Source organism: Chromobacterium haemolyticum (assembly GCF_002081825.1).
Taxonomy (GTDB): Bacteria; Pseudomonadota; Gammaproteobacteria; order Burkholderiales; family Chromobacteriaceae; genus Chromobacterium; species Chromobacterium fluminis.
In genome coordinates, this window is the sequence record NZ_MUKU01000003.1 from 203,308 (window position 1) to 217,031 (window position 13,724).

Sequence of the window (13,724 nt, forward strand, 5' to 3'; positions counted from 1 at the left end):
CAACAGGCTCGCCCCGCGCGCGAACGCCGGGCGAGCCTCCGTTTCACATTGAACTCTTCAACCCTTGCCCGGCTTGAATATCCGCCGGGCCGCCCCCATAATCGTGCGCATGAAATTCTTCACTGATCTATTTCCCGTCGTCCTGTTCTTCGCCACTTACTGGCTGAGCCGCGACATGTTCATCGCCACCGGCGTCGCCATCGTCGCCACCACCTTGCTGGTGGGCTGGGCCTGGCTGCGCCACCGCAAGGTAGACACCATGCAGTGGGTCAGCCTGGGCCTGATCGTGGTGCTGGGCGGCGCCACCCTGCTGCTGCACGACAAGCACTTCATCATGTGGAAGCCCACCGTGCTGTACTGGGTGATGGGCGCCGGCCTGCTGATCAGCGACTTCCTGGGCAAAAACGGCCTGAAGCTGATGATGGGCCAACAGTTGCAGCTCCCGGCGCCGGTATGGCGCAAGCTGACCTGGGCCTGGGTGGGCTTCTTCGCCTTCATGGGCGCGCTCAATCTATTCGTCGCCTATCGCTTCAGCGAAGACGTATGGGTCAATTTCAAACTGTTTGGCGGCCTGGGCCTGATGCTCGGCTTCGTCATCGCCCAAAGCCTGTTCCTCTCCAAATACATTGAGGAAAAGAAATAATGCTTTACGCCATCATCGGCCAAGATCATGAAGATTCGCTGCCGCGCCGGCTGGAGGCCCGCCCGGCCCATCTGGCCCGCTTGCAGGCGCTGCAGGACGCCGGCCGCCTAGTGCTGGCCGGCCCCTGTCCCGCCATCGACAGCGTCAGCCCCGGCCCCGCCGGTTTCAGCGGCAGCCTGATCGTCGCCGAGTTCGAATCGCTGGACGCCGCCCAGGCCTGGGCCGACGCGGATCCCTACGTGGCGGCCGGCGTCTACGCCGGCGTCAGCGTCAAACCCTTCCTCAAGGTGTTTCCGCAATGAGCGCCACGGTTGAACTCCTCAGCGCCGCCTTGCAAGCCTTAACGCCGGAACACCTGGACATTCAGGACGACAGCGCGCTGCACGCCGGCCACGCCGGCGCGCGCGACGGCGGCGGGCATTACACGCTAACCATCGTCAGCGCCCGTTTTCAGGGGCTGAGCCGCGTGCATCGCCACCGGCTGATCTACGAAACGCTGGGCGACTTGATGCAAACCAAGGTGCACGCTCTGGCCATCAGAGCGTTCACGCCTGAAGAAATCTGACTTGATTCCATCCAAGGGGTACCCCATGAAGCTTTCCCGCATCGCCGCCGTCGTGCTGGCCGCCACCATCGCCCTGCCCGCCGCCGCGGAATCCATCGCCGTGGTCAACGGCGCAGCCATCGACAAGAAAGAACTGGACGCCGCAGTCGCCAACATCGTGCAAAGCAGCGGCGGCAAGGCCCAGGACAACCCGGAATTGCGCGAGCAGTTGAAAACATCGCTGATCACCCGCGAAGTCATCCTGCAGGAAGCCCGCAAGCGCCAGCTGGACAAGCAGCCGCTGTTCACCCAGCGCCTGGACGACATCCGCAATGAAATGCTGCGCGAAGCGCTGTTCGCCGACATCGCCAAACAAGCGCCGGTGAGCGAGACCCAGATCAAGAGCGTCTACGACAAACTCGCCGCCCAACAGGCCGGCAGCAAGGAGATCCACGCGCGCCAGATCACGCTGAAGAGCGAGGCCGACGCGCAAAAAGCGATCGCCGATCTGAAAAAAGGCGCCAAGTTCGACGAACTGGTGAAAACCCGCTCCATCGACCCCAACGCCAAGCAAAGCAACGGCGAAATGGGCTGGGGCAACCTCAACCGCATGGACCCGCCGCTGGCCGCCGCGCTGAAAGACATCCGCAAAGGCCAGACCAGCAGCAAGCCGTACCAGTCCCCGCTGGGCTGGCACGTGTTCAAGGTGGAAGACATTCGTGACGCCAAGCTTCCGTCGCTGGATGAGGCCAAGCCGCAAATCGGCCGCCAACTGCAAGAAGAAGCCATCGCCAAGGCAGTGGAAGACCTGCGCGCCAAGGCCAAGATCCAATAAACCAAACCTTCAGGACACCTAAGAATATGCGTAAACTCCTGCTGACCAGCGCCCTCGTCGCCGCCTTCGCCGGCAGCGCCATCGTGGTTGCCGGCCCGGTCGTCAACGGCCAGGCCATCTCCGACGCCCGCATCGACGCCGTGGTCAAGATGATGGAAGCCCAGGGCCAGCCGGCCAACCCGCAAGCGCGCGACATGGTCAAGGATCAACTGGTCACCGCCGAAGTGCTGCGCCAGGAAGCCGTGAAGAAGGGTCTGGACAAGTCGCCGGAATTCGCCGCCGAACTGGCCAATATGCAAGCAATGGCGCTGGCCAACCGCCTGATCAAGGACTATGAAAAGTCCAACCCGGTCAGCGACGCCGACCTGAAAGCCGAATACGACAAGCTGGTGGCCAGCGTGCCGGAAACCAAGCAATACCACGCTCGCCATATCCTGGTGAAAACCGAAGCCGAAGCCAAGGCGGTGATCGACGCGCTGAAGAAAGGCAAGTCCTTCGACAAGCTTGCCAAGGAGAAGTCCCAGGATCCGGGCAGCAAGGACAAGGGCGGCGATCTGGACTGGCAGGAAGCCGGCTCCTTCGTAGCGCCGTTCTCCGAAGCCATGACCAAGCTGTCCAAGGGCGAAGTGACCGCCAAACCGGTGAAAACCGAGTTCGGCTGGCACGTGATCAAGCTGGACGACGCCCGCGTGCAACGCAATGTGCCGGCGCTGGACGACATCCGCCCGCAACTGACCCAGCGCATCATGGGCGGCCGCGTGGAAAAGCTGATCGCCGAGCTCAAAGCCAAGGCGCAAATCCAGAAGTAAGCCGCGCGCCGCGGCAAAGCAGACCAAGCGGACCCCGGTCCGCTTTTTTCATACCTCTCGCATAAGCGACGCCGCCAGGCCGCGCCCCTGCCCGCCTTGCCGTCGCACCGCCTCATGCCCATGGTTTTTCCGCAAGATCGCAAAAACGTCTCCAAAAGTTTTATCCGCTGTCCTATAAGTAATTATTCACTTTTTGATCACTTCATAAATATATTAAATTGGAAGCACCACAATAAAGTCACCACGGGACAAACTGATGAAAAACCTGCGCATTGGACAAAGACTCGCCCTCGCCTTCGGCGCGCTGATCGCCCTGGTGCTGATCATGAGTGTGGTCATGCTCAACGGACTCTCCTCCATCAGCGACGGCATGGAGGACATTACCGACAACCGGCTGGAATCCTTGCTGATAGTCGCTCAACTGGACCACCACCTGCAGCAGCAACGCATCGGCGCTCGCGATCTGATCATTGAAACCGACCCGGCCAAGATGGCCGAGATCAAGGCGCAGACCGACCAAACCATCAAGGCCTTCAACAACGCGGAAAAGGCGCTGGAAGACCACTTCACCAAGTTTCCGCCAATACCGGCCACCGCCGCCCTGCTCAAAGACGTGGGCCAGGCCCAGGAAGCGCTGGACGCGCCCACTAAAAAGTTGATGGCGCTGGCGATGGCCAACCAGAACAAGGAGGCAGAAGCCTTCATGGTTGGGGAGCACCGCCCGCTGATCCACCAGTTGGAACAAAAGGTGGAAGCCCTCAGCAAGGCGCTGGCCGACCGCGCCCAAGACAGCCGCAAGGAAGCAGAGGCCAGCGCCACCGCCGTGCGCGCCACCGCGCTAACCATCACCGCCATCTGCCTGGCCGCGGCCGCGCTGATAGGCTGGCTGCTGACCCGCTCCATCACCCGCCCGCTGAACAGCGCGGTGGAGGCCGCTCGCGAAGTGGCCGCCGGCAATCTGCGCATCGAGTTGACGCCGGACGGCAAAGACGAGCCCGCCCAGGTCATCGCGGCGCTGGCCGATATGCGTAAACAACTGGTGCAAGCCATCGGCAACGTCCAGCAAGGTGCGGAAGAAGCCAATAGCGTGGCCAGCCAGTTGTCCGAATCCGCCGAGCAAGTGTTGACCGCCTCCCACCAGCAAAGCCAGGCCGCCGCCAGTTCCGCCGCCGCGGTGGAGGAACTGACCGTCAGCATCAGCCACGTGGCCGAGGCCGCCCAGGAAGTGCGCGAACACGCGCAAACCAGCCTGGTCACCGCCAAGAACGGCACCGCCCAACTCAGCTTGCTGATCAAGGAAGTCAACAATGTCGAGAAAGCCGTCAACGGCATTGCCGAAGCGGTGAAGAACTTCGTCGCCAACACCCGCAAGATCACCAGCATGACCAGCCAGGTGCGCGACATCGCCGACCAAACTAACTTGCTAGCGCTCAACGCCGCCATCGAAGCCGCCCGCGCCGGCGAACTGGGCCGCGGCTTCGCCGTGGTGGCCGACGAAGTGCGCGTACTGGCCGAGCGCTCGGCGGAATCCGCCAAGGAAATCGACCAGGTCACTCACGTGCTGGGCACCCAGTCGGTGGAGCTGGAAGACGCCATCACCAGCAGCCTTGCTTCGCTAAGCAGCAGCCAGGCCTTTGTCTCCACCGTGGAGAACGCCTTGCAGGAGGGCGAACAAGCGGTGGCCAAGTCCACCGACAGCACCGGCACCATCGTCAGCGCCGTGCAGGAGCAGAAGCTGGCCAGCACCGAGATCGCGCAGAATATGGAAAAAGTGGCGCAGATGGCCGAGGAAAACACCGCCATCGTCAGCAATGTGGCGGACAGCTCTCACTCCATGTCCGACATTGCCCAGCGTTTGCATCAAGCGGTGCGCTTCTTCCGCATCTGAACCATCTCACCAACCATGTCGAAGCCGCCCTTCCGGGCGGCTTTTTCATTTGCTCGCGCTCGAAACCGGCGCTCAGATTTTTTCGTCGAAGCTGAATACCGGCGTGCCCTTCTTCAACACCTCGCCGCGGAAGAAGGCCGGATATTGACGACACATGTACAACATGACCAGCAAGCCCGCCAGCGCCACCGTCACGCCCAGAATGAACACCAGGCCCAGGCCGCCGATATGAGAGCCGCTGCCGAAGGCCGGGTCCATGCTGTCTAACGTGGTGCGGATCAGCGCGACGAACAGCAGGATGCCGCCCAAGCCCGGGCACAGGCCGCGCAACAGGAAATGGCGCGCCGAAGTCAGCGCCTGTTTGCGGAAATACCAGACGCAGGCAAAGGCCGTCAGGCCGTAATAGAAGCACACCATCATGCCCAGAGCGGTAATGGTATCGGACAGTACGTTCTCGCTGACCACCCGCATCACCGCGTAAAACACAGAGGCCACCAGCGCGGACACCACGGTGGCGTAAGCCGGCGCCTTGAAGCGGGACTCCACCACCGCGTACTTGGCCGGCAGAGCTTGATAATGGCCCATCGCCAGCATGGTGCGCGCCGGCGACATAAAGGTGGATTGCAAGGACGCGGCGGAGCTGGACATCACCGCCAGCGACAGCAAGATGGCCGCCGGCCCCATCACCGGCCCGGCCAGCGCGGTGAACACATTGGCCGCGATGGCCGGGTTGGCTAGACCCGTGGCGTCGGTGCCCACGCCGGCGAAAGACACTACCGCCGCGCTGATCAGCACGTAAGAGCCCACCAGCAGCACCATCACCAGCGTGGCGGCCTTGCCGGACAGATTGGCGCGTTTGTCGCCCGTGGTTTCCTCGCTGATGGTCACTACCGTGTCCCAGCCCCAATAGGCGAAGATGGACACCGCCACCCCGGCGGCGAATTGGGAAAAGCTCTCCACCGCGAAGGGATTGAACCAGCTCCACTCCACCGGTATGGAATACGGATGGCCGCCGTCGGCGGCGGCGCTGAACGCCGCCCAAGCGAACCAGGCCAGCACCAACACCTGAAACGACACCAACACATATTGCACCCGCTTGGTGGATTGCAGACCGCGACAGGAAATCCAGGTGGCCACCGCCATGAAGCTGAGGCAGGAGGCGATGTTCACCACCGCGTCGTCAGGCAGCGCCGCAATGTCCGCCCGCGCCAAGGCCTGGCCCAGCGCCAGATACATGAAGTCCACCGCCACCGCGGCGGTGTTGGACAGCACCAGCACCGTGGACACCACCAGCCCCCAGCCGGCGATCCAGCCTATCCATGGCCCAAAGGCCCGCGTGGCCCAGGTGAAGGACGTCCCGGCGTCCGGCATCTCGCGGTTCAGCTCGCGGTAGCCTATGGCCACCAACAGCATGGGAATGAAGCTGACGAAAAACACTGCCGGCATCTGCTTGCCCACCTGGGTGGCTGCCGGCCCCAGGGACGCGGTCAGCGTGTACGCCGGCGCGCATACGGAAATCCCAATCACCACCAGCCCGAGAATGCCGATGGAGCCGGCGGGCAAACCCTTGGCGCTCAAGCCACCCCCGTCCGGGGCCGGCAGCGCGTTGTCAACATTACGCATGGTGCATCTCCTTTGTCGGGACCGCGTCGCAACGTCGGCCCTCGCCTTGTTATCTTTGTCCGCGTCGGCGCTCAAGCACCAACGCGAATGCGCGCGTCCCACCGTGTCCGCCGGCCGGCCCCGCTTATGGCAGGACCGCGCGCGTCAGGCGGGGTTGCATGGAGTACGCAGATAATTAACACAAAAACATCAAATGGCAAAAATAATAGACGCCACCCGCTTGGGGCGATATGCTGGCTCGGCAAGATTCGGCCCGCGCCGGCGTCTTGCGCTAGAGCCGGGCCCACCGGCCACACGCATCGCAAGAACCACGCAAAGAGAGAGAAGGAAGAGAGCATGAACACTTGGAAGCACGGCCTGCTCGCGCTCGGCCTGACCGGCGCCGGCCTCGCTCAGGCCAATACCGTCAACGTCTACAACTGGTCCGACTACATCGCCCCCACCACCGTGCCGGCCTTCAGCAAGCAAACCGGCATCAAGGTCAATTACAACGTCTACGACAGCATGGAAACCCTCAACGCCAAGCTGATGACCGGTCGCTCCGGTTTCGACCTGGTGGTGCCGTCCAACAATGTGCTAGGCCTGGGCATCAAGGCCGGCCTGTTTCAGCCGCTGGACAAGAGCAAGCTTCCCAATTACAAGAACATAGATCCGGCGCTGCTGAAAATGATGGAAGTGTCGGACCCGGGCAACAAATACGCGGTGCCGTATTTCTGGGGCGTGATCACCCTGGGCATCAATGAGGAAAAAGTGAAAAAGGCGCTGGGCGGCAAATTGCCGGCCAATGAGTGGGACCTGCTGTTCAAACCGGAATACGTGTCCAAGCTCAAATCCTGCGGCGTCAGCATTCTGGACTCCCCGTCCGAATTCTTCCCGATGGCACTGCACTACTTCGGCAAGGACCCGGGCAGCACCAAGGAAGCCGATTACCGCGCCATCATGCCGCAGCTCAACGCCATCCGCGCCAGCGTCACCCGCTTCTCCTCCTCCGGCTACATCAACGACATGGCCAGTGGCGAAGTCTGTCTGGCCATGGGCTACGGCGGCGACCTCAACATCGCCAAACGCCGCGCGGCGGATTCCAAGAACGGCGTCAAGGTGCTGCCGCTGATGCCCAAACAGGGCGTGGCGATCTGGGTGGACAGCATGACCATTCCCAAGGACGCCAAGAATGTGGCCAACGCGCTGGCCTTCATCAATTACAGCCTGGACCCCAAGATCGCCGCGGACAACGCCAATACCGTGACCTTCGCCCCCGGCAGCCTGCCGGCGCGGCAATTCGTCGGCAAACAATACCTGAATGAGCGCTCGATCTTCCCTAATGCCGAAGACCTGAAAAACAGCTTCATCCAGCGCAGCGTCGGCCAGGACACCCTGCGCATCTACGGCCGGCTGTGGCAGAACTTCAAGCTGGGCCGCAGCTGAATCCCGCTGCTCCGCCAATGAACAACAGCCGCTCAAAGCGGCTGTTGTTCATTAAGCGCCGTTCAAAATACGACGCTCAGGCCAGCAACTGCCTCAGCACGTAAGGCAGAATGCCGCCATGTTGGTAGTAATCCACCTCCACCGGCGTATCGATACGCAGCAGCAAGGGCAGTTCGCGTTCGCCTCCGGCGGCGTCGCGGATCAGCAGGCGCACCCGCTGCTGCGGCGCGATGCCCTCCTCCAGCCCGCGCAGCTCAAAGGTTTCGTCGCCCTTGAGACCGGCGGCGCTGTCGCCGTCCAGGAACTGCAGCGGCAACACTCCCATGCCCACCAGATTGGAACGGTGAATGCGTTCGAAGCTCTTGGCCACCACCGCGCGCACGCCCAGCAAGCGCGTGCCCTTGGCCGCCCAGTCGCGGCTGGAACCGGTGCCGTACTCCTCGCCGGCGAAAATCAGCGTCGGCGTGCCGGCGCGCACATAGGCCATCGCCGCGTCGTAAATCGACATCTGCTCGCCGTCCGGCTGCAGCAGGGTCAGGCCACCCTCCACCGGCTTGCCGTCCGCATCCGGCGCCAGCATCAGGTTGCGGATGCGCACATTGGCGAAAGTGCCGCGCATCATCACCTCGTGATGGCCGCGCCGCGAGCCGTAACTGTTGAAATCGCCGGGCGTGATGCCCTGCGCCTGCAGATAGAGGCCGGCCGGCGAGCTGGGCTTGATCGAGCCGGCCGGGCTGATGTGGTCGGTGGTCACCGAATCGCCGAAGATCGCCAAGGCGCGCGCGCCGCGGATGGGCGGCTGCGCCGTGGGCTGCATCGCGAAATCCTGGAAGAACGGCGGCTCCGCGATATAGCTGGACGGCTCCCAACCGTAGACCTCGCCCACGCTGGCGGCGATATCGTTCCACAAGGGGTTGCCGCTGGCGAAATCCTGGTACAGCCGGCGGTAAGTGGCCGCGTCCGTAGCTTGCAGCAAAGCCTCGCCCACTTCCTGCTGGCTGGGCCAGACATCGCGCAGATACACCGGCTTGCCATCCACGCCAACGCCCAGCGGTTCATGCTCCAGATCGATATCCACCCGGCCGGCGATGGCGAAGGCCACCACCAGCGGCGGGCTCATCAGAAAGTTGGCCTTGATCGCCGGATGGATGCGCGCCTCGAAGTTGCGGTTGCCGGACAAGACCGACGCGCAGATCAAATCCTGGCCGCTGACCTCGTTCTCCAACTCCGGCTCCAGCGGGCCGGCGTTGCCGATGCAAGTGGTGCAGCCGTAGGCGGCCACGCGGAAACCCAGTTGCTCCAGCGGCGCCAGCAAATGCGCCTTGCCCAGGTAGTCCGTCACCACCCGCGAGCCGGGCGCCAGCGAAGTCTTGATATGGCCGGCCACGCTCAGCCCTCGCGCCGCCGCCTTCTGCGCCAGCAGGCCGGCGGCCAGCATCACCCCTGGGTTGGAGGTGTTGGTGCAGGAGGTGATCGCCGCGATCAGCACTGAGCCGTGGCGCAGCTTGCCGCTGAAACCGCCGGCCTCGTTCTTGCCGTAGCCGCCGGCCTTGGCCGGCTGATGCAAGAGCTCAGTGAAACGCTGCTTCAGCTCCGGCAAGGCGATGCGGTCCTGCGGACGACGTGGCCCGGCCACGCTGGGCGCCACCGTGGCCAGGTCCAGTTCCAGCACGCTGCTGTAATCGATGTCGCCCTCTTGCGGCATGCCGAACATCTGCTGCGCCTGGAAATAGCGACGGAACGCGTCCACCTCCGCTTCGCTGCGTCCGGTGGCGGTCAGATAGGTTGCGGTCTGCTCGTCCGGCGGGAAGAAGCCCATGGTGGCGCCGTACTCCGGCGCCATATTCGCCAGCGTGGCCCGGTCCTGCAAGGTCAGCGAGGCCGCGCCGGCGCCGTAGAATTCCACGAACTTGCCCACCACCTGCGCCTTGCGCAGCAGCTCGGTCACGGTCAGCACCAAGTCGGTGGCGGTCACGCCCTCGCGCAGCCTGCCTTTCAAATGCACGCCCACCACGTCCGGCGTCAGGAAATACACCGGCTGACCCAGCATGCCGGCCTCCGCCTCGATGCCGCCCACGCCCCAGCCCACCACGCCCAGGCCGTTGATCATGGTGGTGTGCGAATCCGTGCCCACCAGGCTGTCCGGGTAATACACCCCATCCTTGCTCAACACCCCGCGCGCCAGATATTCCAGGTTCACTTGGTGCACAATGCCTATGCCCGGCGGCACCACCTTGAAGGTGTCAAAGGCCTGCATCCCCCATTTGATGAAACGGTAGCGCTCCGCGTTGCGGCGGAATTCCAGTTTCATGTTAAGGTCCAAAGCGTTGTTCTCGCGGAAGTGGTCGACCTGTACCGAGTGGTCCACCACCAGGTCCACCGGCACCAGCGGCTCGATGCGCTTGGGTGGCTTGCCGAAGCGCTCGGCTACCGAGCGCATCGCCGCCAGATCGCACAGCAGCGGCACCCCGGTGAAATCCTGCAGCACGATGCGCGCCACCACGAAGGGGATCTCCTCGCTGCGCGGCGCCTGCGGCCGCCAGCCGGCCAATTGGCGCACATGCTCCTCGCTGACGCGCTGGCCGTCCAGATGGCGCAGCAAGGACTCCAGCACGATGCGCAGCGACACCGGCAGCCGGCCGACATCGCCGACGCCCAGCTCCGCCAGCGCCGGCAGCGAATGGAATTGACAGGACTGGCCCGAGGCCAGGGTAAAGGAACGCAAAGTGGATTCGGAACGAAGCGACATGGTGGACTCCTGTTGAAAGCCAAGATGCAAGCCAAGAACCTGTTTACGATCTGATGCGACTCGTCAGATCTGACGCGGCGAGTACAGCCTCGAAATGCTCATGTACCCCATGTACATTCCGCTTTCTCAGCTGTTTTCGCCCTGTCTCGCTCTTTCTCGCAAGACCGTAAACACGCTCTCAAAGACGAAAACGATGGGAGCACCTCGAAAAGCGGCCTGTCCGAGGTGCTCCGCCTCGTATTCAGACCCTAAAACAGGTCAATGGTTCAGCCCTTAACTTGCATTTAGCATACAATCGAAACCTCATTCCCGTGCGAAAGGCATGCCATGACACACAGAATAGAACACGATTCCTTCGGCGACATCGAAGTCCCCGCCAATGCGCTGTGGGGCGCGCAAACCCAGCGTTCGCTCGGCCACTTCGCCATCTCCAACGAAACCATGCCGCCGGAACTGATCCTGGCGCTGGCCCAGGTCAAGCGCGCCGCCGCGCTGGCCAACCGCGAGCTGGGCAAGCTGCCGGCGAACAAGGCCGACGCCGTCGTCGCCGCCGCCGACGAAGTGCTGGCCGGCAAACACCCGGACGCCTTCCCCTTGTCGGTATGGCAAACCGGCTCCGGCACGCAAACCAATATGAACATGAACGAGGTGCTGGCCAACCGCGCCTCGGAACTGCTGGGCGGCGAGCGCGGCCCCGGCCGGCTCGTCCACCCCAACGACGACGTCAACCGCGGCCAATCCTCCAACGACATCTATCCCACCGCCATGCATGTGGCCGCCGCGCGCGCGGTACACGACCGGTTGCTGCCGGCGCTGAGCCGGCTGCGCGCCGCGCTGCTGGACAAAACGGCCGCCTTCGCCGACATCGTCAAGATCGGCCGCACTCACTTGCAGGACGCCACCCCCCTGACCTTGGGGCAGGAGTTGTCCGGTTGGGTGGATCAGCTGGAGCAAGCGGAACACGCCGTCCGCGCCGCGTTGCCCGGCCTCTACCAACTGGCCGTGGGGGGCACCGCCGTGGGCACCGGCCTCAATACCCACCCGGAGTTCGGCCCGCGCGTGGCGGCCGAACTCAACCGCGCTTGCGGCCTGCCCTTTGTCAGCGCCGGCAATAAATTCGCCGCGCTGGCCGGGCACGACGCGCTGGTGCACTCGCACGGCGCGCTCAAGCAACTGGCCACCGCCTTGATCAAGATCGCCAACGACATCCGCTGGCTGGCGTCCGGTCCGCGCAGCGGCCTGGGCGAACTGCTGATTCCGGAAAACGAGCCGGGCAGTTCCATCATGCCGGGCAAGGTCAACCCCACCCAGTGCGAGGCAATGACCATGCTGTGCTGCCAGGTGCTGGGCAACGATGTGGCCTTGTCCATCGGCGCGGCGTCGGGCAACTTCGAGCTGAACGTGTTCAAGCCGCTGATCGCGCACAACTTCCAGCAAAGCGTGCGCCTGCTCGCCGACGGCATGGACAGCCTCAACCATCATTGCGTGCGCGGCATGCAGGCAAACCGCCCTCGCATCGAGCAATTGCTGGAGCAATCGCTGATGCTGGTCACTGCTCTCAATCCGCACATTGGCTACGACAAGGCCGCCGCCATCGCCAAGCTGGCCCACGCCAACGGCGGCACCCTCAAGCAGGCGGCGCTGGAGCTGGGCTATGTGACGGCGGAACAGTTTGATCAGTGGGTGGATCCGAAGGCGATGATCTAAACACCGGTTCACGCTCTTCCTCGCGGATGCTCGCGGCGAAGAGCATGAACAGGCGGTAGTCGCTCAGTCGAACAAACCCAAGGTACGCGGCAGCGGCTGCGGCGTCGGCTTGGGCCCGCCCTGGCGCGGCGCCAGCGGCGCATCCTCCGCGCGCATCTCCTCCGCCGGAAACAAACGCAGCAAGCGATGCGCGTCGTCCGGGCGACGCGCCGTCAGCCAGGCTAGATAATCCTCCGGCCGCACAATCACCAGCGAACGCTTTTCGTCCTCCGGCTTGTGGGTGCGGCGCATCAGCGCGTGCGCCTCGGCGTTTACCGTCAACTGAGTGAAGGCGTGACTGATCGAGCCATCCGGCTCCGACCACGCCCGCCATAACCCGGCCACCGCGAACGGCGCATCGTCGGCCAGGCCGATTCGCCAGCGCACCGCGCGGCCGGTTTCATACGAGGGTTCGAAGAAGGCCCGCATCGGCACCAGGCAACGCTGGCCGGCCCGCCACGGGTAGCGGAAGTTTTTCAGCTCGGCCACGGTTTCCGAGCGCGCGTTGGTGGTGGACAGCCGCATGCCGTCCGGTTGATGGCGCTTGGGCACCAGCCCGTAATTGCCCAGCCGCAGTTCCAGGCCCTGGCGGCCGGCCACGACGAAGGGAGCGGCGTAGTCCTGCCAGGCTTCTTCCTGCCAAACCAGCTCGCCGGCCTCCACGCCGAACAGCGGCAGTTGATCGGGATGGGGGCATAGATAATTGACGCACATCGGCGCAGTCTACCGGATATTGCGGCGGCCGGCCCGCCTCCTCGGTTTGACAAGCCCGCCTCAAGCGGCGACCATAAGCCCACTATGCGCCGTTTCGTCCCCTATGCCAGCCAAGATTGGATTGACGCCCGTTTCGGGGCGGGTTAGCGCGCGGCCAGACGAAGCCCGGCAACCCGCCCGCACGGCGGGTTTTTTCATATGAGCCACCACCAGGAGACTGCCATGCCTAGCAATGAACAATCCAAAGACACGGCCGCGGCGACGCTGCATCTGGTTTGCGGCAAAATCGCCGCAGGCAAGTCCACCTTAACCCGCAACCTGGCCAAACAAGCTCGCACCGTCCTGATCAGCGAGGACGAATGGCTAGCCCAGCTCTACCCGGGCGAGATCCGCACCATGACCGACTACGTGCGCCGCTCGCAGTCGCTGAAACAGGCGCTGACCGCCCACGTCGCCGCCCTGCTGCGCCAAGGCCTGTCCGTGGTGCTGGACATGCCGGCCAACACCTTGGAAAGCCGCCGCTGGATGCGCGAGCTGATCGACGCCAGCGGCGCCGCCCATGAGTTGCATCTTCTGGACGTCAGCGACGAAGCCTGCAAGGCGCGGCTGCGTCAGCGCAACGCCAAGGGCGCCCACCCGTTCAGCGTCAGCGAGGCGGAATTCGACCACATCACCCGCTACTTCGTGCCGCCCAGCCCTCAGGAAGGCTTCAACGTAGTCGCCCACAGCAACGCGGAGGTCTGAACCG

The 13,724-nt window shown here is 63.7% G+C and carries 12 protein-coding genes; 9 read left to right on the forward strand and 3 right to left on the reverse strand.

The window, feature by feature from the left end; translation table 11 throughout:
* Positions 1–109 precede the first annotated feature (109 nt).
* From B0T39_RS03260 to B0T39_RS03285, 6 genes are all read left to right on the forward strand, one after another.
* A complete protein-coding gene (locus B0T39_RS03260) occupies positions 110–643 on the forward strand; it encodes a septation protein A (RefSeq protein ID WP_081544782.1) in 534 nt (177 codons plus the stop codon).
* Entirely contained in the window at positions 643–945 is a 303-nt protein-coding gene (locus B0T39_RS03265; RefSeq protein ID WP_081544783.1) for a YciI family protein, read from the forward strand. Before B0T39_RS03260 ends, B0T39_RS03265 begins: the two co-directional genes overlap by 1 nt.
* Positions 942–1,208: a BolA family protein gene (locus B0T39_RS03270; protein WP_081544784.1), complete on the forward strand. Its 267-nt coding sequence runs from the start codon at positions 942–944 to the stop codon at positions 1,206–1,208. The genes B0T39_RS03265 and B0T39_RS03270 overlap by 4 nt, the downstream gene beginning before the upstream one ends.
* 25 nt (positions 1,209–1,233) lie before the next feature.
* Complete coding sequence (locus B0T39_RS03275; protein ID WP_081544785.1) at positions 1,234–2,022, forward strand: peptidylprolyl isomerase; 789 nt, start codon at positions 1,234–1,236, stop codon at positions 2,020–2,022.
* A 26-nt stretch (positions 2,023–2,048) separates the two neighbouring features.
* On the forward strand, positions 2,049–2,831 hold the full coding sequence (locus B0T39_RS03280; RefSeq protein ID WP_081544786.1) for a peptidylprolyl isomerase: 783 nt from the start codon (positions 2,049–2,051) through the stop codon (positions 2,829–2,831).
* Between the two features lie 256 nt (positions 2,832–3,087).
* Entirely contained in the window at positions 3,088–4,719 is a 1,632-nt protein-coding gene (locus tag B0T39_RS03285; protein ID WP_081544787.1) for a methyl-accepting chemotaxis protein, read from the forward strand.
* Positions 4,720–4,791: 72 nt separating this feature from the next.
* On the opposite strand, the gene B0T39_RS03290 is transcribed toward B0T39_RS03285, so the two are convergent.
* Positions 4,792–6,342, reverse strand: a complete 1,551-nt coding sequence (locus B0T39_RS03290; protein WP_081544788.1) for an APC family permease — start codon at positions 6,340–6,342, stop codon at positions 4,792–4,794.
* A gap of 336 nt (positions 6,343–6,678) precedes the next feature.
* Here B0T39_RS03290 and B0T39_RS03295 point away from each other — a divergent pair, with 336 nt between their 5' ends.
* Positions 6,679–7,767 (forward strand): polyamine ABC transporter substrate-binding protein, encoded by a 1,089-nt coding sequence (locus B0T39_RS03295; RefSeq protein WP_081544789.1) that lies wholly within the window; start codon positions 6,679–6,681, stop codon positions 7,765–7,767.
* A 76-nt stretch (positions 7,768–7,843) separates the two neighbouring features.
* Here the strand turns inward: B0T39_RS03295 and acnA are convergent, their stop codons facing one another.
* Positions 7,844–10,516: an aconitate hydratase AcnA gene (acnA, locus tag B0T39_RS03300; protein WP_081544790.1), complete on the reverse strand. Its 2,673-nt coding sequence runs from the start codon at positions 10,514–10,516 to the stop codon at positions 7,844–7,846.
* A 327-nt stretch (positions 10,517–10,843) separates the two neighbouring features.
* On the opposite strand from acnA, the gene fumC reads away from it, so the two are divergent.
* The gene (fumC, locus tag B0T39_RS03305) at positions 10,844–12,223 is read left to right on the forward strand and encodes a class II fumarate hydratase (RefSeq protein WP_081544791.1); all 1,380 of its coding nucleotides are present in this window, start codon (positions 10,844–10,846) and stop codon (positions 12,221–12,223) included.
* Between the two features lie 63 nt (positions 12,224–12,286).
* Here the strand turns inward: fumC and B0T39_RS03310 are convergent, their stop codons facing one another.
* Positions 12,287–12,976, reverse strand: coding sequence for an SOS response-associated peptidase (locus B0T39_RS03310; RefSeq protein ID WP_081544792.1), 690 nt, complete (start codon positions 12,974–12,976; stop codon positions 12,287–12,289).
* Between the two features lie 222 nt (positions 12,977–13,198).
* Here B0T39_RS03310 and B0T39_RS03315 point away from each other — a divergent pair, with 222 nt between their 5' ends.
* A complete protein-coding gene (locus B0T39_RS03315) occupies positions 13,199–13,720 on the forward strand; it encodes an AAA family ATPase (RefSeq protein ID WP_081544793.1) in 522 nt (173 codons plus the stop codon).
* The last annotated feature ends 4 nt before the right edge of the window (positions 13,721–13,724 follow it).